The sequence below is a fragment of the Paenibacillus camerounensis genome (genome assembly GCF_000723885.1).
GTDB classification, from domain to species: domain Bacteria; phylum Bacillota; class Bacilli; order Paenibacillales; family Paenibacillaceae; genus Paenibacillus_AQ; species Paenibacillus_AQ camerounensis.
This window is the reverse complement of record NZ_CCDG010000071.1, coordinates 1-18,572: the sequence shown is the minus strand read 5'-3', so window position 1 is coordinate 18,572 and position 18,572 is coordinate 1. Positions and strand designations below refer to the sequence as shown.

Genomic DNA, 18,572 nt, shown 5'->3' with positions numbered 1-18,572 from the left:
AGAAGTTTATCGCCCGGGTCCGGCATTCCGCTGTTCCCGGTATAAGCGGCAGGCAGAGATGAACCGCACTGCTGCCTGAGGATAAGAAGCAAGATGGATATGAGCATAAGCAGCCATAACATTTCCCTGGAGATAGCCCTCCGGCTGGCTGCCGCTTCGCCCCCTGCTCTCATAGGCATAAGGCTGCTGTTCCTGTTCATCATAATGCATTACAGAGTAGTGAAACTCATGGCCGCGCAGAGATTCGCCCTGCTTCAGCAGCAGGCTGTCCTGCAGCGCGGTTACTTCGCGGTAGCCCAGCGCCGCGCGGCGCTGCTGCATAACGGCATGGGCCGGGATAATACCGGCCATCCGGTGCACAGACCCTGCCCGGTCGGTAATGGAGCGGGCCAGCACCATATAGCCGCCGCATTCCGCATACAGCGGCATACCCAGCACCGCGGCTGTTCTTAGACCGTCAAGGAATCCGGCATTGGCGGAGATTTGCGCAGCGAATTCCTCGGGGAAGCCGCCGCCGAGATAGATTCCGTCTGCCTCCGGCGGTACCGGATCTCCGCACAGCGGGCTGAATTCAAGCAGCCGGGCCCCGGCACGCGCCAGCAGCTCCAGATTGTCGGCATAATAGAAATTGAATGCCGCATCTTTGGCAACTGCTATAACGGGAAAATCTCCGTTATTCTGCCGGACTGTAACAGCCGGGGCAGACGGTGATACATCTGTCCCTATGTACTGCAGCGGAGGAGCAGAATCCGCAATTTCCAGCAGCTGGTCCAGATTCACGCCTGCCTCCAGCATATCTGCGGCATGCCCGAACAGCGGCTCCAGCTCTCCCCGTTCCAGCGCGGGCAGCAGGCCCAGATGCCGCTCCGGTATATCCAGTTCACCGTCGCGCATCAGCCCGCCGATTACCGGGATGCCGCAGGCAGCCTCAATGGCGGCCTTAACTGTCCGGTAATGGCCGGGGCTGCCGCAGCGGTTCACGATGACCGCTGCAATCTGCACCCGCGGCTCCAGCTGCCGGAAGCCGAGCACGACCGCAGCCGCACTGCGGCCCATGCTGCGAACATCGGCCACCAGCAGCACCGGGCTGGCGGTGAGAAGCGCAATTTCCGCAGTAGAGCCAGTAAGCTGTGTGGCTTCTTTTCCGTCATACAGCCCCATGACTCCTTCCACTATGGATAGCTCTGCGTCTGCAGAAGAACGCAGAAAATACTCCTGCAGATAGGAGTGTGAGGTCATCCACGAGTCGAGATTACGGGCGGAGCGTCCGGTTACTGCAGCGTGGTAGGCCGGATCAATATAATCCGGGCCACATTTGAAGCCTTGTACCTTCAGGCCCCGCCGGGCAAAGGCCCGCATCAGCCCAAGTGTCACCGTTGTTTTGCCTGACCCGCTGCCGGTTCCCGCGATGATCAGGCGCGGGCGGTGCTGCGGCTCACCGGGGCTTTTCTCCATAACATTGAATTCACTGCGTTCTTTCATCCGCTTGCTCCTCCCTGCCGCCATAGGCCGCTCTGGCAACGGCAATGGTTACATTGCCGCTCTTTTTCTTCGGCTGCAGCAGCTTCCCGCCGCCTGCAGACAGGATAGCAGCCGGTTCACAGACGCCATAAGCCCCGGTTGCCTTGAACACAACCGCTGAGGGCTGCTCAAGCGGCACTGTATTCAGCTGCTCCGCTGTATACAGATCAAGCTCCCAGCCGAATTTGCCGCACAGCTCCAGCAGCCCGGCTTCATCGCCCTTGATCGTAATGGTCGCCGCGCCCCGGACGCTCAGCGGAGACAGCCGCAGTTCCTCCAGCGTCGCCAGAACGGCTGCTTCAAGCTCGGCCGCTTCTGTCCCGCGGTTGCAGCCAAGGCCAAGCACCAGGCTGCGCGGCCGGTATACTGCAGCAGGCAGCCCGCTAAGCGCAGCTGCCTCAGCCGGCTGAAGCAGCCGGTCGGTGATGATGACCGCCGCGCGAAGCGGCTGCTGAAGCAGCTCTGCCATGTCGCTGCAGAGCCGGACATGCTCCGGCAGTACGGCTCCCGGAGGCAGCCAGCCGGTCTCACCGGCTTCCTGCAGCACAGCAACCGGTTCGCCGTTGACCAGCGCGGCGCTTACACCTTTAACCGGGGCGAAATCCTCCAGCCGCCAGCCGAATTCGCGGCCCAGCAGATCGGCCGCAAATACGCCCTGCACATCGGAGGCCGTAGTAATGACAGGATGGCTGTCCAGCAGCCCGGCAATCTCCAGAGTCAGCCGGTTAGCCCCGCCAAGGTGGCCGGACAGGACGCTGATGACATGCTGCCCGCCCTCGTCGATCACGATGACAGCAGGGTCGGTCAGCTTGCTCTCCAGCAGCGGAGCCATCAGCCGGACAGCGGCTCCAAGGGAGAAGAATAGAATAACCGCTTCGTACCGGCTGAACAGAGCAGGCAGCAGCTCCTTCACCGGACCGTCAAAAATCCGCCGCTCCCCCGGCATCTCTTCCAGCTCTCCGCTGTATTTGGCATAGCAGTAGACCTCAGTATCCGCCAGCAGCCCGCCCAGCTTCAGTGCCAGCCTGATGCCGTTACGGGTAATGGCTACAGCCGCATAACGCCTAGCCATCCTGGCTGCTCCCCTGCCGGAAGCCGTGGGTAAAGGCGCGGTCATACAGCTTCGAGCGGTGGGCATCCCGGTTGACCAGCTCCGGGTCAAGCGCCCAGCCGGCAAGAATCATGGCATGCATGGTAATGCCGGCCTCTTGCAGGTCCCGCTCCAGATGCAGCACCGTCGTCCGCACAATCTGCTGATCCGGCCAGGTAGCCCGTTTGACGACAGCTACAGGCGTATCCGGGCTCCAGCCCGCAGCAAGAAACTCACCGGCCGCATGCCCCGCCAGCCCCGCGCTGAGAAACAGCGCCACCGTGCAGTGATGAGCGGCCAGAGCTCGAAGCTGCTCCCGCTCAGGCACCGGCGTGCGTCCTCCGGCACGGGTCAGAATCACCGTCTGTGTCAGCTCCGGCACGGTCAGCTCGGCCCCGAGCGCCGCCGCCGATGCGAACACGGAGCTGACGCCGGGAATGATCTCGCAGCGGACGCCGCACAGCTTAAGCAGCGACATCTGCTCCAGAATGGCGCCGTACATAGCCGGATCACCGGTATGCACACGCGCTACGCTCCGGCCTTCCTGGACTGCACGGGCCATCAGCTCCACCTGCTGCTCCAGATCAAGCCCGGAGCTCTGCACTACCTCAGCCCCGGGCTTCGCGCTGCTGACCAGAACTTCGCTGACCAGAGAATCAGCATAGAGGACAAGATCCGCCGAGCGGAGAATCCGGCTGCCTTTGACCGTAATCAGCTCAGGATCGCCCGGCCCGGCACCAACAATGTACACCTTAGGCTCCAGCTGAAGTCCACCGCTCATTTGCTCACCACCATTAAGCTGAGGTATTCCAGCTCCCGGCCGCGCAGCTCCCGGGCATCCCGCCATACCGTTTCGTACGGCGAGGTCACTTTGGTCACTACCGAAGCTTTTCCGGCGAGGCCCAGCTCTTCCAGTACATCAAGTACGGTATCCAGCACCTTGGCTACCTTTAGGAAGACCACCGTATCATGCTGCAGCAGCGCCTCCTTAAGCGCCTCACGGTCATCCGTCGCCGGAATGATGCCAACCCGCTGGTCGCCGTCGGCGAGCGGCTGCTCCAGCGCGGCGGCAGCGCCAAGCACCGAGGAAATTCCCGGTACCGAAACCACCGGCACAACGGGATGCAGCTCCTGCATAAGCCGGGCAAGATGAATGAAGGTGCTGTACAGATTCGGATCGCCCTCCGTTACAAAAGCCACATCATTGCCGTGCCGCAGCTCATTCCAGCACAGCTCAACTGTCCAGCGCCACCCGTTCTCCAGCTGCACAGGGTCCTTGGTCATCGGAAAAACAAGGCCAAGCATCGTTTTCTGCTCAGCATCTACATACATGTCCACGATTTCATGGGCGTAGGATTTCCCGCCCTTCCGTGCCGCAGGATAGGCGATAACCGGACATTCCTTAAGCAGGCGGCAGGCCTTGACTGTAATCAGCTCCGGGTCTCCCGGGCCCACACCAACCCCATAAAGTGTACCTACAGTAAGTAAGCCGGGTTCCTCCTCGGCCGGCAGCTCCTCCTCCAGATCCAAAAACCACTCTTCAGCGCCGGCAGCCTGCTCCAGTCCCTCCACTTCATTGTTGCCCATTTACGCATCCCCTTTTATTAGATTACCGGTCTCCCCGGCCATTCCTTCCGGCTTAGCCGCACTGACTACAAAGACTGGGTTCAATCCTTCAAACCGGGTCATGCCGAGAATCGGCCTGCCCCGCGACGCCTGCAGCTGTGTAACCTCCGTCTTGAGTCCCGCCGCTGCCAGCGCCGTCATGCTCCCGTGCAGCGTCTCAATGGTAATCGCCGAAATGACGATAACGCCGCCCGGACGCAGCCGCTCAGCCGCACGGGCAATAATATCTGCAAGCTCGCCGCCGCTGCCTCCGATGAATACAGCATCCGGGTCAGGAAGCTGTTCCAGCCCCTCCGGGGCCCTGCTGTGAACAATGGTATAGTCGGCACGGAATTCACGACGGTTCGCTTCCATATTCGGCAGGTTAACCGCTTCTTTTTCCACAGCATATACCTTACCGAGGCGGGCAATCCGCGCACATTCTGCAGCAACCGCCCCTGACCCTGAGCCGATATCCCACACCACCGCGTTCTCCGCCAGATTCAGCTCGGACAACACAAATGCGCGGACCTCGCGCTTCGTGATCAGCCCTTTTTCCGGCTTACGCTGGGCAAAGGCTTCATCCGGATATGCAAAGCCGCGCCTGCGGCGGCCCCCGCTTCCCGGCTTACTGCGCAGAATAACCACATTAAGCGACGCAAACTCATGCCGGGACATGTCCTCCAGCTCCCAAAAGCTGCAGCGCTCATCCGGACCGCCCAGATGCTCGCAGACGAAGGCCTCATATTCCTTCATGCCGAAATCCAGCAGGTATGCCGCAATCCGCGCCGGGGTATTCACCTCATCCGTCAGCAGCGCAACCTTCGCCCTGCCGTCGATCCGCTGGGCCAGCCCCTGCACCGGACGCCCGTGCAGACTGATCAGCTCTGCATCCTGCCAGCTGTCACCCAGCCGGGCAAAAGCAAGCTGAACGCTGCTGTAATGCGGAATAACCTCAACCTGACGCGGCCCGAACCGGCGTACCAGATAACCGGCAATGCCAAAAAACAGCGGGTCGCCCGAAGCCAGCACAACCGTCTTATGCTCCCGGCGCACTTGGTCCAGTCTTTCAGCAAAGCGTTCCAGCCCGCCCTGCAGAGTGATGGTTTCACCTGTGAAACGGGGGAAAAACGACAGCTGCCGCTCCCCGCCGCAGAGCACTCCGCATTCCTCGATGATGCGCTGACTCTGTGTTGTCAGCCCCCCTGCGCCGTCTTCCCCGATGCCTATGACACAGATAACATTATCCACGGATCTCCGCCCTTCCCAGCCTCCGGCCCTTCATCGTAATCAGTACCATTTCGACTGTCATGCCCCCATCCACCTGCTTGAGGCATTGCAGGCAGCCGTAACGGCACAGCAGCTCAAAAAACATTTCATTTCCCGCCTCCGTCATCAAATCCACCACCTGTGAAGCGGTATTCGCACCGGCAATCGCCTGGGCTGTCTGCTCATCCGCTCCCGCCTCTAGGGCAACGGCTGAAAGGAAGCCAAAATCCACCGGTGCATTTTTGGAGTGAATCAGCATTGCACCCTGCGCAACCTTGGAGTATTTGCCGGCCATGCCCACAAGGGTCACCTTGTGGAAGCCGTAAGCCTTCGCATGGCCGAGCGAGAAGCCCACATACTCCCCCATCTGGATAAAGGCTTCCTCCGGCAGCTCCGGGAACATCGCTATCGCGTACTTTTCGCTGCTGCCGCCGGTGGTCAGGACCAGCTGGCGGTTCCCGGCAGCCGCGGCTACCGAAATGGCCTGAACGATGCTGGCCTGATAAGCCTCGGTCGAGAACGGGGTTACGACGCCCCGTGTGCCCAGGATGGAAATGCCGCCGAGGATGCCCAGACGCGGATTGAGCGTCTTCAGCGCAATCGCCCCGCCTTCCGGCACGCTGATGACCACCCGCAGCCCGCGCGCCGCGCCGTGTTCCTCAAGCACCTCCGAGACCGCTTCGCGGATCATCCTCCGCGGCACCGGATTGATTGCGGCTTCGCCTACCGGGACAGGCAGCCCCGGCTTGGTTACCCGGCCGACGCCTAGCCCGCCGTCAATCTCCACACCGGGCTGGTCAAGCCAGCTGACCGCTGCTTCAATTCTGGCCCGGTGCGTCGCGTCAGGATCGTCTCCGGCGTCCTTTATTGTAGCGCAGACTGCTGTGCCGTCCGCGCCTCCGCTGCGCTGCCAGCCGGTCAGCTCAAAGCTGTGGCTGAAGCCCGCCGGCAGCAGGAGCTCTACACTTGCCAGCTCCTCGCCTGTGATAAGCAGATGCGCCGCTCCCTTGGCTGCGGCTGCCGCACACGCGCCGGTGGTGTATCCCCGGCGCAGCGGCCCCTGGCTCCCGGCAGCTTCCCTGCTCGCAGTCATCGCCGCTTAAGGGAGGCATCCGTCTCAGCTGCCCGGCGCACGGCCAGCAGGCTTAGCGCATTGACTGCTGCCACTACGATAGTGCTGCCGCCTTTACGGCCGATATTCGTAATGTATGGGATATCCAGCTTGCGCAGCTCATCCTTGGATTCAGCGGCAGATACGAAACCAACCGGCATGCCGATCACAAGTCCCGGCTGCGCCTCGCCTGCTTTGATCAGACGGATCAGCTCCAGCAGCGCAGTAGGTGCATTGCCGATGACATAAATCCCGCCCGGCGCCTCCGCACAGGCTTTGCGTGTTGCCATAATCGCCCGGGTAAGCCCCAGCGCCGCTGCTGCCTCAACCACATCCGGGTCGGAGATATGGACACGGACCTCTCCGCCGTAACGATGAAGCCGTTCTTTAGCAATTCCTGCCTCCACCATCCGCACATCAGCGATAACCGGTTTTCCGTCCAGAATCGCCTTAATCCCCGCCTCAATAGCCTGCGGATGGAACACCAGGCTGCGTCCCAGCTCAAAATCAGCCGAAGCATGGATAATCCGCTGCACCACCGGATACTGCGCTGCAGTGAAATCATGGCTGCCGAGCTCCTCTGTAATCATCTGAAAGCTAAGGCCTTCAATCTCCTGCGGCTGTACCGTCAGCGGCTTAAACTCTGTTCCGAAATCCACTGGTTAACCCTCCCTTTAATTGACTGGCTGCCGGCGCATCCGCCATCATCCGTCGCCAGAGCAGCCTCCACCGCCTCTGCAAGCCCTGCAAAGGAATGATAGATTCCCCCGTTACCGGTAAAATCAAGCTTGGGCCGCACAATAAGAATGACATATAGCCCCATATCCAGCGCAGCCCGCAGCTTTTCTTCCACTGAGCCCTCGGCTCCGCTCTCCTTGGTAATCATCACCTGTGTGCCGTATTGCCGGAACAACGCCTCGTTCATTTCCCGTGAAAAAGGCCCCTGCATCGCGATAACATTACGCTGCTCAATCCCCAGACTGAGGCATTTCTCCATATTGTCCAGGCAGGGCAGCAGCCTGACCGTCAGACGGATCTCAGGATCACCCAGCAGCTGCCCTGCAAAAATCTCCAGTGTCTTGCCTCCGGTTGTCAGCATAACTGAGCCTTTAATCTTCTTCGCCGCAAGCGCCGCCTCCTCATAGGAATGCACAATGACAAGCCGTGGATGGGCAGCAAAGGCAAGTCCCGGACGCTCATAGCGGAAATACGGCAGCTCAAGCGCCGCCGCAGCCTGCATTGCATTGGCATGGGCTTCAAGCGCAAAGGGATGACTGGCATCCACTACCGCACGATAGCCCCGGTCCTGCAAAAGCAAGCCCATTCCCTCCCGGTTCAGCCGCCCGGTTATGGTGCTGATTCCGGCTGCGGCAAGCCGCTCCGCTGCGCTCTCCGTCACCACCGAAGCCGTCAGCGGAAGCCCCCGGCCCGCCAGCAGCACCGCCAGCTCCCGTGCATCGCCCGTACCGCACAGCATCAGAATCACCGCAGCTACAGCTCCTTCGGGCTGCCTGCTGCAGCTGTTCCTGCCGCTGCAGTCTCAGCGTGCTCCAAGATATCCGTGCTTCGCGGAGCACACTCATCGCCATGCTCGTGGCCGTGGTGGTGACCGTGATGATGGTGGCCGGCATCACCATGATGATGGCTGTGCGAATGCCCGTGATGGCTATGCCCTTCTTCTCCGTGGTGATGGCCGTGCCCATCCTCACCGTGATGGTGGTGATGGTGGTGCTCCGCAGCTTCGTCGCGGTATCTGCAGTTATCGCAATTGGCAAAGCTCCGGCCGTTCAGCACCTCATCAATCCGGCCGTTCATCATTTCTGCCAGCAGCGGATGAGTGCCGATATAACCGCCCAGCTCTACTTCTGTTTCAGGGTGGGCTTCGGCAAAGGCAGTGACGCGATCTGTAAACTGCTGCATCAGCACGCCTGTGAACAGCAGGTACGGCTGTACAATGATTTTACGTGCGCCCAGCACCAGGCAACGCTCCAGCCCTTCATCCAGCGAAGGCCTGGTAATAGCGATGAAGCAGCTTTCCACACTTTTATATGCCGTCTTTTCCCACAGCAGCCTGGACAGCTTATAGAAATCACTGTTGGCATCAGGGTCACTCCCCCCGCGGCCCATCATAAGCACGACAGTGTCCTCAGCCGGGACCGGAGCACCCGGGACTTTATTCTCCAGGGCTGCCGGTACGGCCTCCTTAATCCGGTCCAGCACAATATCCGCCGCCCGCTCCTGCACGCCAATTGGACGACCGTATACAAATTCCACTCCCGGATATTTCTTTTTGGCGCGGTCGATCGCCATCGGGATGTCAAGCTTGGAATGACCGGCTGCAAATAAAATAATCGGCACTACATATACAGCCTTTGCTCCGCCCGCAACACAGCGCTCGATGCCTTCGGCAATGGAAGGGGATGCCAGCTCAATAAAGCAGGTTTCTATATTCAGCTCCGGCCGGCTTGCCGCAAGCCGGGCTGTAAAGCCGAGCAGTTCCTCATTGCCGGCTTCAACCCGGCTTCCGTGGCCCACAAGCAGTATGGTTTTTTTGTCCGCGCTGCTGCCCTCATTACTGCCGGTTATGGCCCCGCACCCGTTCGGGCTCTCGCTGGAACCGGCCGCAAGTGACCATGGCTCCGCCGCTGTGCGCAGCCGCTCATGCGGCTTCAGTACCTGTGTCTGCGCGCCAAGAACATACTTGCGTTCATAGCCGCGCGGCGTGATCATCAGGCCGTCATAGACCGTGGTGGCCGAGTTGCCGACAATAACCGTTGAGAGCATACCTATTTCCTCCATAGGCATTGCCTGCAGCGTTGTTACAATGGTCTGCTGGCGGTCCCTGTAGGCATTCTTGACGATACCGACTGGAGTGGACGGTTCGCGGTAGCGGAGCAGAATACCGCGTGCCTCCTCAATCTGCTGCGTCCGCCGGCCGCTGCGCGGATTGTAGAAGGCGATAACGAAATCTGCCGCTGCTGCCGCTTCAATACGTGCAGCAATGCTGTCCCATGGCGTCAGATGGTCACTAAGGCTAATGGTGCAGGAGTCGTGCATCACCGGCGCGCCCAGCAGTGAAGCACAGGACTGAATTGCCGATATGCCGGGAATCACCTCGACTTCCACACCGCTATGACGATTCCAGCCGTGCTCGATCAGCACCTCATAGACAAGTCCGGCCATTCCGTATACTCCGGCGTCCCCGCTGGAGATTACGGCAATGATCTGGCCCGCTTCTGCCCGGCGCACCGCCTCCTGCGCGCGGCTGACCTCCTCAGTCATTCCGGTGCCGACAATCTCCTGATGAGTGAGCAGCGGCTTGATCAGCTCCACATAAGTGTTGTAGCCGATTACAGCCTCACTCTCTTCAATCGCAGCCAGGGCTCGCCCGGTAATCTGCTCCAGGGCACCGGGGCCGAAGCCGATAATCAGCAGTTTCCCTTGTTTCTCCATCCCAATCTCCCCGTTCTACAATGTATTAGTGATGCCGCGCTGCGTTCAGCTGCCAAGCAGCCGGGCCAGCGCACTCTTGAAATCAGCAGCGTTCCTCGGGGCCTGCTGCCCCCTTGTCAGCTGTCCGGGCAGGCTGTACCACAGCTCTGCCAGCAGCGGCAGACCCAGGCCGGCATCCCGCAGAACAGCATGGCCGGCAAAGATCTCCTCCGGTGTTCCTGCCGCCCGGCAGCTGCCCCGGTCCAGTACAATAATCCAGTCCGCCCAGCGGTAAGCCAGGTTCATGTCATGCGTCGCCATTACGATTGTTGCTCCTGCTGCATGAATGCGCTCCAGCCCCGAGAGCAGCTGCGCTTCAGACTGCGGGTCCAGGTAGGACGTCGGCTCATCGAGCAGGATCAGCTCCGGCTCCATTGCCAGCACACCCGCAAGCGCCGTGCGCTTTTTCTGCCCCAGACTGAGCTGATGAACCGGCTTGTCTTTGATCTCCGCCAGATTCAGCAGTTCAAGCACTTTGCCGCAGCGCCGCAGGATCTCTGGCTCCTCCATTCCGGTTCCGCGCAGACCGAAGGAAATATCGTCCTGCGGCGTACTCAGAATCAGCTGCTGCTCCGGGTCCTGGAACACAAGGCCGGCCCTGCGCCGCAGGTCCGCCAGCTCTTTCCGGTTATACCCGAGCTGTCTGCCCGATACCATAATGCTGCCCTGCTGCGGGCGCAGAACGCCGACAGCCTGCAGCAGCAGAGTCGATTTGCCCGAGCCGTTGTGCCCGAGCACTGCTGTCCGGCTGCCTTTCGGCACCGCACAGCTCAGTCCCTGCAGCGCCGGCTTCACCGTGTCCGGATACCGGAACACAACTCCGTCAAAAGCCAGACTGTACTCCATTTCGGATCTATTCTCCTTATTTCCGGGTTAAACCGGCCGAATTTCCCTTAATACCTGATGATCCACCACTGCGCAAGCAGCAGCAGGACGATCCCCGCATAAGCCTGGATGGTGTATCTGCGCGGAACCGGCCGCGGCTGATAAGGCGGCAGGACAATGTCACCTGTGTATCCGCGGGTCATCAGCCCCTGCGACAGCCCGTGATAGCGGTGCATGGTGCCGGCAAACAGTACGCCTGCCATCGCTGCCGTCTCACCCAGCTTATCCCTGAAGCCCCTTTTCCCGCCGCGCAGCCTCCGGGCCAGCAGCATGCCATGTGCGGTATCGCTGAGTATAAACAGAAACCGGTACATAATCAGCATCAGCTCCAGCACTATTTGCGGCATCCGCAGCCTGCGGAGCACCTGCAGCAGCTCACTGAAGGGTATCGTTAAAATGATGAACAGGAAACAGCTCAGGCAGGCCGTCACTCTTACCAGCAGAAGCCCTGCACGCTCCAGGCCTGCGGCCGTAACATACAGGGGCAGAACCGGAAGCTCATATATCCCCGCACCTGCGGCGGCAGGATGACCGGGCTCCAGCAGCAGCGCTGGCATGCCCAGAAGATAGAACAGCAGCGCCGTGCCGGACAACAGCCCGTAAGCACGCAGCGGAATTCTGGCATAAGCTGTACACCATACCATCATCCAGACGGCAATCGCAGCCTGGAGCACCGGATGCAGCGCATAGGACAGGATGAACATCACTGCGGCAAACAGGCTTTTCCACATGGGGGATATTGCACGCAGCGCATTGCTGCCGGATAAGACATCAATTCTTCTGATCATTCAGCTTCTGCTTATCCTGCTTGCCCCGCAGCAGCCCGATGGTATATCCGATCACTCCGGCTCCAAGCGCTGCCTGCAGCGCAAACAGCATGCTTTCCGTTTCACCGGGCAGCTCAGTCAGCGGCTTGAACCAGGGCTCATAGGCGGGGTCTATCTCGGTGATTACACCTTCCGCAGCATCATCGGCTCCGCCGAACTCCCCGTTAACAAACAGCAGCGGCAGCACAACCAGCAGCACGACTGCGAGCAGCATCAGACCGTTTTTCCACATAGCTTTCATTACAGGCTTCCCCCCTTGGCTTGCCGCTTGAGCAGCGACAGCTCATTCGGACTGTACGATTTCAGCCAGTTCCACAGCAGCACGGTCAGCAGTCCTTCACTTACCGCAAGCGGAATCTGGGTAACGGCAAAAATCCCGCCGAATTTCACAAGTGAACCCAGCACACCGCCCTCCGCCGATGGAAAAGCAACAGCCAGCTGAAATGAAGTCACCATATAGGTCATCAGATCCGCTGCCGCTGCGGCACAGAATACAGCCAGCTTTTCACGGTCACCGGATTTCATAATCAGCCTGTACACCGCATCCCCGGCAAACGGTCCGGCTACCGCCATTGAAAATGCATTCGCTCCAAGGGTCGTTATCCCGCCGTGCGCCAGCAGCAGCGCCTGGAACAGAAGGACTACCGAGCCGACCACACTCATCGGCAGCGGCCCCAGTATAATTGCGCCCAGCCCGGTTCCTGTCGGATGAGAGCTGCTTCCGGTGACGGAAGGCATTTTGAGCGCTGACAGTACGAAGGTAAACGCTCCGGACAAACCGAGCAGCAGCTTCAGCTCAGGATTGTCCCTGGTCATTTTTTTTAATTTGACAATGCCCAGAATAAAGAACGGGATAAATGCCGCCCACCAGAAAATCGCCCAGCCGACCGGCAAAAATCCTTCCATAATGTGCATCGCTGCCGCCGTTCCCGGTTCATTCAGCAGAAAAAAGACCGTAAATCCGGCAACCAGTGCCGCAAAACCCCAAGCTCTGCGTTTCTTCATTTTTTTTCCTCCTAAGCATTCATGATTGGTGCAGCAGAAAGCCAAAAAACTCCCGCCCTTCATGGGGGGAGTGATATGTACGCCATCAGGCATGCAAAGGAGGCCGGTCTGACTGCTGCATCGCCGGAAACGTTCCCCGAAAACTCAGCGCCAGCTTGTGCCTTCAATTACATTAACCTATTCGTACACCGCTCCTATCCGCGTAGAGTCGTGGTGTGCGCTTGCAAGGTAGGTCTCCTGGCTCGAAATACTAACGCCCTGCTCCGTCTTCCCCGGAGAAGATCCGAGTGACATACTGGAGCATGACTCTTTCTTACAGTGGCGGGACCGCTCGGGAGTTGCACCCGATTCCCTGTTACCCCTTGCTGCTGCAAGGGCACCTTGTTCGCTTCTTATATAGTCGTGTACATTATATTAAGCCTCAGCCCAACTTGTCTGTGATAAAAGTGAAGCTGCCGCTTTCCGGGATTTCGCTTGTATTAATTCCTTTCAACTAATATAATTATTAATTAATTAATATGTATCGGAGGTTCATTATGAAACTAGATCTTACTGAAGAATCTCTGCCGGTCTATGAAGCTTTATCCAGCTCCGTAAGGCTGCATATGCTGCGGCTGCTGGCGGTTCAGCCGATGAATGTCAAGGAGCTGGCCGGAGCGGTTAAGCTCAGCAGTGCCATTATGACCATGCATGTGCGCAAGCTTGAGGCCGCCGGACTGATCAGCACCCATATGGCACCGGGCAAAAGCGGACTGCAGAAGATTTGCTCGCTGGCCGCAGAGCGGGCAGAAATCACCTTTCCGGCACCGGATAAAGCAGAGCGCAAGGCCCACCGCAAAGAAATTCCTGTCGGGCATTACTCGGACTTCCAGATTGAGCCGACCTGCGGGCTAGCCACTACTGCCCAGGTTATCGGCAGCTTCGACGACCCCCGCTATTTCTGGGATATGGAGCGGATGAACGCCGGTATCCTCTGGTTCGGCAAGGGCTTTGTCGAATACAAAATCCCTAATTTCCTCTTATCCAGCCAGCAGCCGGATGAGCTTATTATTACAATGGAGATTGCCTCCGAAGCGCCGTCCATCAATAACAACTGGCCGTCGGATATCACCTTTACCCTGAACGGCAAGGTGCTCGGATTCTGGACAAGCCCCGGCGATTACGGTGACAGCCGCGGCAAGTATACGCCTGCCTGGTGGCCGGCACTGACCAACCAGTACGGGCTGCTGAAGCAGCTGCGCATCACGCCGAAGGGAACGTTCATGGACGGCCTGAAGCTCTCTGACGTCACACTGGACCAGGTCGGCATCCGTGACAAACAATGGACCTTCCGGCTCTCCGTCGAGGAGAACGCCGAGCACATCGGCGGACTTACCCTGTTTGGCAAAGGCTTTGGGAATTACAACGATGATCTGGTCGTCGAGCTGTTCTATACAGACGGTGCCGCTTCGGCGGAGCAGGCGGAGTAACAGGGCAAACCGTTGCTGTCCAGCGGCACCCGGACCGGCAGCATACACAAAAGCGGCAGTTATGGAGGTTTCCCAATCCATAACTGCCGCTTTTGTGTGTATAATGCAGCCCAATCCATAACTGCCGCTTTTGTGTGTATAATGCAGGTTGCCGGACGGCTTATTCCTCCGCAGGCATTGGCTGCCACAGCCCGCCTCCCGGCAGCGGGCAGCCGCGCGCTTTGAGCCGCGCGACTACCGGAATGATGCAGCCGCAGGCTGTGCAGGTAACGCCGTCCTGCAGCTTGGGGCATGCCGAGCAGAGGGCATAACGGGCGGCATATATCTCCTCCGGCGCAGTATTGTCCGGATTGAACATGGAGGAAGCCAGAATCCGGGCGATCTGCGCCTCCGTCACCTTGTATTCTTCCCGGCAGCCCTTGCAGGCGGAAGCTGTACTCATAACTGAATCCCCGCCTTAAGCCTTTTGCTTGATAGCCAGCACCGTAACCGACATTGGAGGAAGCTCCAGGCTGAGGATACCCTTCTCAAGCTCGAAGGAAGTAAACGGCTGCGGAGCCACCGCTTCCGGTTCAGCAAAGGTATTGTGGGCATCGATTGCTGCCGCAGCCAGCGTAGTGCCAGTAACTTCAATGTTATCACCGGCCAGTCCGCGCAGCTCCAGCGGCAGCTTAGCTGCTGCAGCGTGGTTCAGGTTGCAGAGGCTGACATGAATGACGCCCTCAGCATCAACCGAAGCGGAAGCCGATACCTCAGGAATTTCACGGCCTTCGAAGCTGTAAGTACCGCTCTCCACTGCCAGATCCAGCAGCTGCGCATCCTGATGCACCTTGTACATGTTGAATACATGATACGTAGGGGTCAGAACCATTTTCTCGCCTTCGGTAAGAATGACAGCCTGCAGCACGTTGATCGTCTGGGCAATGTTCGCCATCCGTACCCGGTCACTGTGCTTGTGGAAAATATTCAGCGTCAGTCCGGCAACGAGCGCATCACGGACCGAGTTCTGCTGATACAGGAAGCCCGGATTCGTTCCCGGCTCTACATCATACCAGGTACCCCACTCATCAACGATCAGGCCGACACGCTTCTGCGGATCGTATTTATCCATAATGACACTGTGGCGGGTAACCAGCTCATCCATGCGCAGCGCTGCTTCCAGCGTGGAGAACCACTCCTTGGCTTCAAAGCCGGTAGCTGCACCTTTGTTATTCCATTCACCTGTAGGAATGGTGTAGTAATGCAGAGTCAGCGAATCCATGAACCGGGTTGCCTCACGCATGAGCACTTCCGTCCAGTTGTAATCATCCACATTCGCGCCGCAGGCAATCCGGTGAATCTTATTGTCACCGTAGTTGCGCACATAAGTCTGGTAACGGCGGTACAGATCGGCATAATATTCAGGACGCATGTTACCGCCGCAGCCCCAGTTCTCATTCCCCACGCCGAAATAGGATACGCTCCAAGGCTCCTCACGGCCGTTCTCCTTGCGAAGCTCTGCCATCGGCGACACGCCGTTAAAGGTTAAGTACTCCACCCACTCGGACATTTCCTGAACGGTGCCGCTGCCCACATTGCCGTTGATGTAAGGCTCACACTCCAGCATCGCGCACAGCTCCATAAATTCATGGGTACCAAAATGGTTGTTCTCCACGGTGCCGCCCCAGTGTGTATTGATCATCCGTTTGCGGCCTTCGCGCGGACCGATGCCGTCCTTCCAGTGATACTCGTCGGCAAAACAGCCTCCCGGCCAGCGGAGCACCGGAATATTAATTTCTTTAAGCGCTTCCACAACATCGTTGCGGATACCCTTCGTGTTGGGGATCGGCGAGTCCTCTCCTACCCAGATCCCTTCGTAAATACAGCGACCCAGATGCTCGGAAAAATGTCCGTAAATATTGCGGTTAATCGTGTTCTTGCGGATGTCTGCATTCAGTACTGCACGCTGTGCCATAATAAAGCCACCTCTCAATAGTTAATATAATTATTAATTATTAAACTCATATATTAATATTATAAACATCCCCCGTTACCTACGTCAATCTTTATATCCGGCGCTGTGTTGTCCTGGCTGATATCGGGATGCTATTATAGCAGAGGCAGCTAACACCAAATAAAACAGACATGGAGAATATGATGATTAGACCCATTTGTAAAGATATGATTATCTTAAGCCAGAAGTCTGCTCCGGCAACCAGGGAGGATCTCCAGGTGCTGGATGACCTCCTGGACACGCTGCGGGCAAATGCCGACCGGTGTGTCGGCTTGGCGGCTAACATGATCGGTGTAAATAAGCGCATCATAGCCTTTAGTATCGGACCGGTACACGCAGGCATGATTAATCCGGTCATCACCAAACGTAACGGCCCCTATGAAGCAGAGGAAGGCTGTCTTTCCCTGGAAGGCGTCCGGCCTGCTACACGTTATCAGTCCATAGAAGTAACGTTTCTAGACCGTAATCTTAAGCAGCAGAAGCAGGTCTTTAGCGATTTCACAGCCCAGATTATCCAGCATGAGGTCGATCACTGCGACGGCATTATCATTTAATTGTGACATCCATTCAGCAAAAAGCACCTTCAGACCGGAAACGGCCCAAAAGGTGCTTTTTGTAATATGGAATGCAATACGGACTTCGGAAAACCTTCTCCGGCCCGGCATCCCTCCTCTGCGGTTAACCCAAATCCCCCAGCTCGATCTGTACGATCCCGCGTTCATCACGGACCTCGGCGATGCCGCCGATCAGATGCATCAGGCTGCCGAACTCCAGCTCCTGGAATTTGCGGGCCGCCGTGTCGCGCTGCAGCTCCCACAGGCATTCTGCCAAAGTACAGACTACCGGCACATCACAGCGGATCTCCGCCAGCTCGCGCGACAGATGCAGCATGTCCAGATCGGCTTCGATTTTGGAGCGTACCCCTTTCGGGAGGGCCTCCAGATTCTCAATAACACCCTCTACGGTGCCGTATTCAAGCAGCAGCTTAAGAGCTGTTTTTTCGCCGATCCCTTTGACCCCGGGATAATTGTCGCTTGTATCGCCCATGAAGCCCTTGAGGTCAATGACCTGTCTTGGCGTAAGGCCTTTTTCCTCAAGCAGCTCCGCCGGATCATACACTTTATAGTTGGAACGGCCTTTTTTCATAATAATAACCTTGACGTTGTCCGTAACCAGCTGCAGCATATCATGATCACCGGTGAGAATGTAGACCTCGGACTCCCCGCCGTAGCAGGCAGCCAGTGTACCGATGCAGTCATCCGCCTCATAGCCGGCCAGCCCGATATTGGGAACGCCAAGCTCTGCAACCACTTCTTTTACCAGATCAAACTGCGGAATCAGCTCCAGCGGCGCTTCAATCCGGTTCGACTTGTAGCCGTCATACTTCTCCGTGCGGAAGGTCCCCTTGCCCATATCCCAGCAGCAGACCACATGGGAAGGCTCGAACGTGCTCACTGCATCGAAAAAATACTGCAAAAATCCGTACACCGCATTGGTCGGAAGCCCGGCCTTCGTTTTGCGGATATATCCTCCATAAGAGGTCGCATAAAAGGCCCGGAACAGCAGAGCCATTCCATCGACGATCATTACCCGGCCCGTTGTTTCTGAACTCATGTGTAACCTCTCCTTATTGTCCGTTTAATTAGTCTGGATCAGTGCTAACGTTACTCTAATGCTCTTATTCGGCGCTGCTCCAGGCATCTGCATATTGCTCTTCTTTGTAGCCTACAGTAACCTTCTTGCCGTCAGTAACAACGGGACGCTTAATCAGCATTCCATGACCTGCGAGCAGCTCAAGCTGCTCATCCTCACTGAGGCCGGCCAGCTTGTCCTTGAGGCCCAGCTCCTTATACACTTCACCGCTGGTATTAAAAAACTTCTTCAGCGGCAGGCCGCTGTCCGCCACAAGCACACGAAGCTCCTCCACTGTTGGCGGCTGCTCGGCAATATGCCGGAGTTCAAGCTCATGCCCCTGCTCCTTCAGCCATTTCACTGCACTGCGGCAGGTACTGCATTTTGGGTATTGATAGACTTTTAAGTGGCTCATGACTAGCTCCTTCGGTAACTGTTATGTCCGGGGCCGGACCGCCCCCGTAGCTGTAATTGGATGAAAGTAAATTGTAGAGTGCGGGCAACAGTGAGGCGATATGCTAACCTGAGTCCTCGCAATTTAGTTGGAAAATCGCAATCTAATTCTTCAGAAAACTACGCTGTGCCGGTATTAGGTGGAAATTCGCCACTTAATTCCGGCGCTTTCTCTATAATTGGCTCTAATCGGGATGATTAGGTTGCCTTTTTCCACCTA

19 protein-coding genes and 1 riboswitch are annotated in these 18,572 nt (G+C 57.9%); of the genes, 2 read left to right on the top strand and 17 right to left on the bottom strand.

The genetic code is table 11. From position 1 onward, the window contains the following. Positions 1 to 6 precede the first annotated feature (6 nt). Genes BN3772_RS24455 through BN3772_RS24395 form a run of 13 tightly spaced genes read right to left on the bottom strand, consistent with a single transcriptional unit; the run spans position 7 to position 12,805 of the window. Positions 7 to 1,482 (bottom strand): cobyrinic acid a,c-diamide synthase CobB, encoded by a 1,476-nt coding sequence (locus BN3772_RS24455; protein WP_425280461.1) that lies wholly within the window; start codon positions 1,480 to 1,482, stop codon positions 7 to 9. After that, positions 1,466 to 2,593 (bottom strand): cobalt-precorrin 5A hydrolase, encoded by a 1,128-nt coding sequence (locus tag BN3772_RS24450; RefSeq protein WP_042202917.1) that lies wholly within the window; start codon positions 2,591 to 2,593, stop codon positions 1,466 to 1,468. Before BN3772_RS24450 ends, BN3772_RS24455 begins: the two co-directional genes overlap by 17 nt. Continuing rightward, positions 2,586 to 3,392 (bottom strand): precorrin-4 C(11)-methyltransferase, encoded by an 807-nt coding sequence (gene cobM, locus BN3772_RS24445; RefSeq protein WP_042202916.1) that lies wholly within the window; start codon positions 3,390 to 3,392, stop codon positions 2,586 to 2,588. The genes BN3772_RS24450 and cobM overlap by 8 nt, the downstream gene beginning before the upstream one ends. Then, positions 3,389 to 4,198: a precorrin-2 C(20)-methyltransferase gene (gene cobI, locus BN3772_RS24440; protein WP_086074741.1), complete on the bottom strand. Its 810-nt coding sequence runs from the start codon at positions 4,196 to 4,198 to the stop codon at positions 3,389 to 3,391. The genes cobM and cobI overlap by 4 nt, the downstream gene beginning before the upstream one ends. Continuing rightward, positions 4,199 to 5,467: a bifunctional cobalt-precorrin-7 (C(5))-methyltransferase/cobalt-precorrin-6B (C(15))-methyltransferase gene (locus tag BN3772_RS24435; RefSeq protein ID WP_042202915.1), complete on the bottom strand. Its 1,269-nt coding sequence runs from the start codon at positions 5,465 to 5,467 to the stop codon at positions 4,199 to 4,201. Then, positions 5,460 to 6,578: a cobalt-precorrin-5B (C(1))-methyltransferase gene (locus tag BN3772_RS24430; RefSeq protein ID WP_042202914.1), complete on the bottom strand. Its 1,119-nt coding sequence runs from the start codon at positions 6,576 to 6,578 to the stop codon at positions 5,460 to 5,462. The genes BN3772_RS24435 and BN3772_RS24430 overlap by 8 nt, the downstream gene beginning before the upstream one ends. Then, on the bottom strand, positions 6,575 to 7,255 hold the full coding sequence (locus BN3772_RS24425; RefSeq protein WP_042202950.1) for a precorrin-8X methylmutase: 681 nt from the start codon (positions 7,253 to 7,255) through the stop codon (positions 6,575 to 6,577). Before BN3772_RS24425 ends, BN3772_RS24430 begins: the two co-directional genes overlap by 4 nt. Beyond that, positions 7,225 to 8,082 carry a precorrin-6A reductase gene (gene cobK / locus BN3772_RS24420; RefSeq protein ID WP_086074740.1) on the bottom strand — a complete coding sequence of 286 codons (858 nt, stop codon included), beginning with the start codon at positions 8,080 to 8,082 and terminating at the stop codon, positions 7,225 to 7,227. The genes BN3772_RS24425 and cobK overlap by 31 nt, the downstream gene beginning before the upstream one ends. A 5-nt stretch (positions 8,083 to 8,087) precedes the next feature. Further along, on the bottom strand, positions 8,088 to 10,049 hold the full coding sequence (gene cobJ / locus BN3772_RS24415; protein WP_086074739.1) for a precorrin-3B C(17)-methyltransferase: 1,962 nt from the start codon (positions 10,047 to 10,049) through the stop codon (positions 8,088 to 8,090). 45 nt (positions 10,050 to 10,094) lie between these two features. Beyond that, positions 10,095 to 10,934 carry an energy-coupling factor ABC transporter ATP-binding protein gene (locus BN3772_RS24410; protein ID WP_042202913.1) on the bottom strand — a complete coding sequence of 280 codons (840 nt, stop codon included), beginning with the start codon at positions 10,932 to 10,934 and terminating at the stop codon, positions 10,095 to 10,097. Positions 10,935 to 10,981: 47 nt separating this feature from the next. After that, positions 10,982 to 11,761, bottom strand: a complete 780-nt coding sequence (gene cbiQ / locus BN3772_RS24405; RefSeq protein ID WP_042202912.1) for a cobalt ECF transporter T component CbiQ — start codon at positions 11,759 to 11,761, stop codon at positions 10,982 to 10,984. Further along, entirely contained in the window at positions 11,745 to 12,041 is a 297-nt protein-coding gene (locus BN3772_RS24400) for an energy-coupling factor ABC transporter substrate-binding protein (protein WP_042202910.1), read from the bottom strand. Before BN3772_RS24400 ends, cbiQ begins: the two co-directional genes overlap by 17 nt. After that, entirely contained in the window at positions 12,041 to 12,805 is a 765-nt protein-coding gene (locus tag BN3772_RS24395; protein ID WP_042202909.1) for an energy-coupling factor ABC transporter permease, read from the bottom strand. Before BN3772_RS24395 ends, BN3772_RS24400 begins: the two co-directional genes overlap by 1 nt. 210 nt (positions 12,806 to 13,015) lie before the next feature. Beyond that, positions 13,016 to 13,204: riboswitch (cobalamin riboswitch) on the bottom strand. Positions 13,205 to 13,341: 137 nt separating this feature from the next. On the opposite strand from BN3772_RS24395, the gene BN3772_RS24390 reads away from it, so the two are divergent. Further along, entirely contained in the window at positions 13,342 to 14,274 is a 933-nt protein-coding gene (locus BN3772_RS24390) for an ArsR/SmtB family transcription factor (RefSeq protein WP_042202908.1), read from the top strand. A gap of 160 nt (positions 14,275 to 14,434) precedes the next feature. On the opposite strand, the gene BN3772_RS24385 is transcribed toward BN3772_RS24390, so the two are convergent. Further along, positions 14,435 to 14,716 (bottom strand): hypothetical protein, encoded by a 282-nt coding sequence (locus tag BN3772_RS24385; protein ID WP_042202907.1) that lies wholly within the window; start codon positions 14,714 to 14,716, stop codon positions 14,435 to 14,437. Between the two features lie 15 nt (positions 14,717 to 14,731). After that, entirely contained in the window at positions 14,732 to 16,228 is a 1,497-nt protein-coding gene (locus BN3772_RS24380) for an alpha-N-arabinofuranosidase (RefSeq protein WP_042202906.1), read from the bottom strand. 170 nt (positions 16,229 to 16,398) lie between these two features. Here BN3772_RS24380 and BN3772_RS24375 point away from each other — a divergent pair, with 170 nt between their 5' ends. Beyond that, positions 16,399 to 16,821: a peptide deformylase gene (locus BN3772_RS24375; protein ID WP_341872591.1), complete on the top strand. Its 423-nt coding sequence runs from the start codon at positions 16,399 to 16,401 to the stop codon at positions 16,819 to 16,821. A gap of 124 nt (positions 16,822 to 16,945) precedes the next feature. On the opposite strand, the gene BN3772_RS24370 is transcribed toward BN3772_RS24375, so the two are convergent. Both BN3772_RS24370 and BN3772_RS24365 read right to left on the bottom strand, forming a co-directional pair. After that, positions 16,946 to 17,881 (bottom strand): 5'-3' exonuclease, encoded by a 936-nt coding sequence (locus BN3772_RS24370; protein ID WP_042174696.1) that lies wholly within the window; start codon positions 17,879 to 17,881, stop codon positions 16,946 to 16,948. 64 nt (positions 17,882 to 17,945) lie between these two features. Next, the gene (locus tag BN3772_RS24365; protein ID WP_042202903.1) at positions 17,946 to 18,314 is read right to left on the bottom strand and encodes an arsenate reductase family protein; all 369 of its coding nucleotides are present in this window, start codon (positions 18,312 to 18,314) and stop codon (positions 17,946 to 17,948) included. Positions 18,315 to 18,572: the final 258 nt, after the last annotated feature.

Bases quoted from the DNA above. Each gene is read 5' to 3' on its own strand.
- BN3772_RS24450 (WP_042202917.1), bottom strand. From the start codon at position 2,593: ATGGCTAGGCGTTATGCGGCTGTAGCCATTACCCGTAACGGCATCAGG.
- cobI (WP_086074741.1), bottom strand. From the start codon at position 4,198: ATGGGCAACAATGAAGTGGAGGGACTGGAGCAGGCTGCCGGCGCTGAA.
- BN3772_RS24385 (WP_042202907.1), bottom strand. From the start codon at position 14,716: ATGAGTACAGCTTCCGCCTGCAAGGGCTGCCGGGAAGAATACAAGGTG.
- BN3772_RS24380 (WP_042202906.1), bottom strand. From the start codon at position 16,228: ATGGCACAGCGTGCAGTACTGAATGCAGACATCCGCAAGAACACGATT.
- BN3772_RS24390 (WP_042202908.1), top strand. From the start codon at position 13,342: ATGAAACTAGATCTTACTGAAGAATCTCTGCCGGTCTATGAAGCTTTA.
- BN3772_RS24365 (WP_042202903.1), bottom strand. From the start codon at position 18,314: ATGAGCCACTTAAAAGTCTATCAATACCCAAAATGCAGTACCTGCCGC.
- cobM (WP_042202916.1), bottom strand. From the start codon at position 3,392: ATGAGCGGTGGACTTCAGCTGGAGCCTAAGGTGTACATTGTTGGTGCC.
- BN3772_RS24400 (WP_042202910.1), bottom strand. From the start codon at position 12,041: ATGAAAGCTATGTGGAAAAACGGTCTGATGCTGCTCGCAGTCGTGCTG.
- BN3772_RS24370 (WP_042174696.1), bottom strand. From the start codon at position 17,881: ATGAGTTCAGAAACAACGGGCCGGGTAATGATCGTCGATGGAATGGCT.
- BN3772_RS24395 (WP_042202909.1), bottom strand. From the start codon at position 12,805: ATGAAGAAACGCAGAGCTTGGGGTTTTGCGGCACTGGTTGCCGGATTT.
- BN3772_RS24430 (WP_042202914.1), bottom strand. From the start codon at position 6,578: ATGACTGCGAGCAGGGAAGCTGCCGGGAGCCAGGGGCCGCTGCGCCGG.
- BN3772_RS24375 (WP_341872591.1), top strand. From the start codon at position 16,399: ATGGAGAATATGATGATTAGACCCATTTGTAAAGATATGATTATCTTA.
- cbiQ (WP_042202912.1), bottom strand. From the start codon at position 11,761: ATGATCAGAAGAATTGATGTCTTATCCGGCAGCAATGCGCTGCGTGCA.
- BN3772_RS24455 (WP_425280461.1), bottom strand. From the start codon at position 1,482: ATGAAAGAACGCAGTGAATTCAATGTTATGGAGAAAAGCCCCGGTGAG.
- BN3772_RS24410 (WP_042202913.1), bottom strand. From the start codon at position 10,934: ATGGAGTACAGTCTGGCTTTTGACGGAGTTGTGTTCCGGTATCCGGAC.
- cobJ (WP_086074739.1), bottom strand. From the start codon at position 10,049: ATGGAGAAACAAGGGAAACTGCTGATTATCGGCTTCGGCCCCGGTGCC.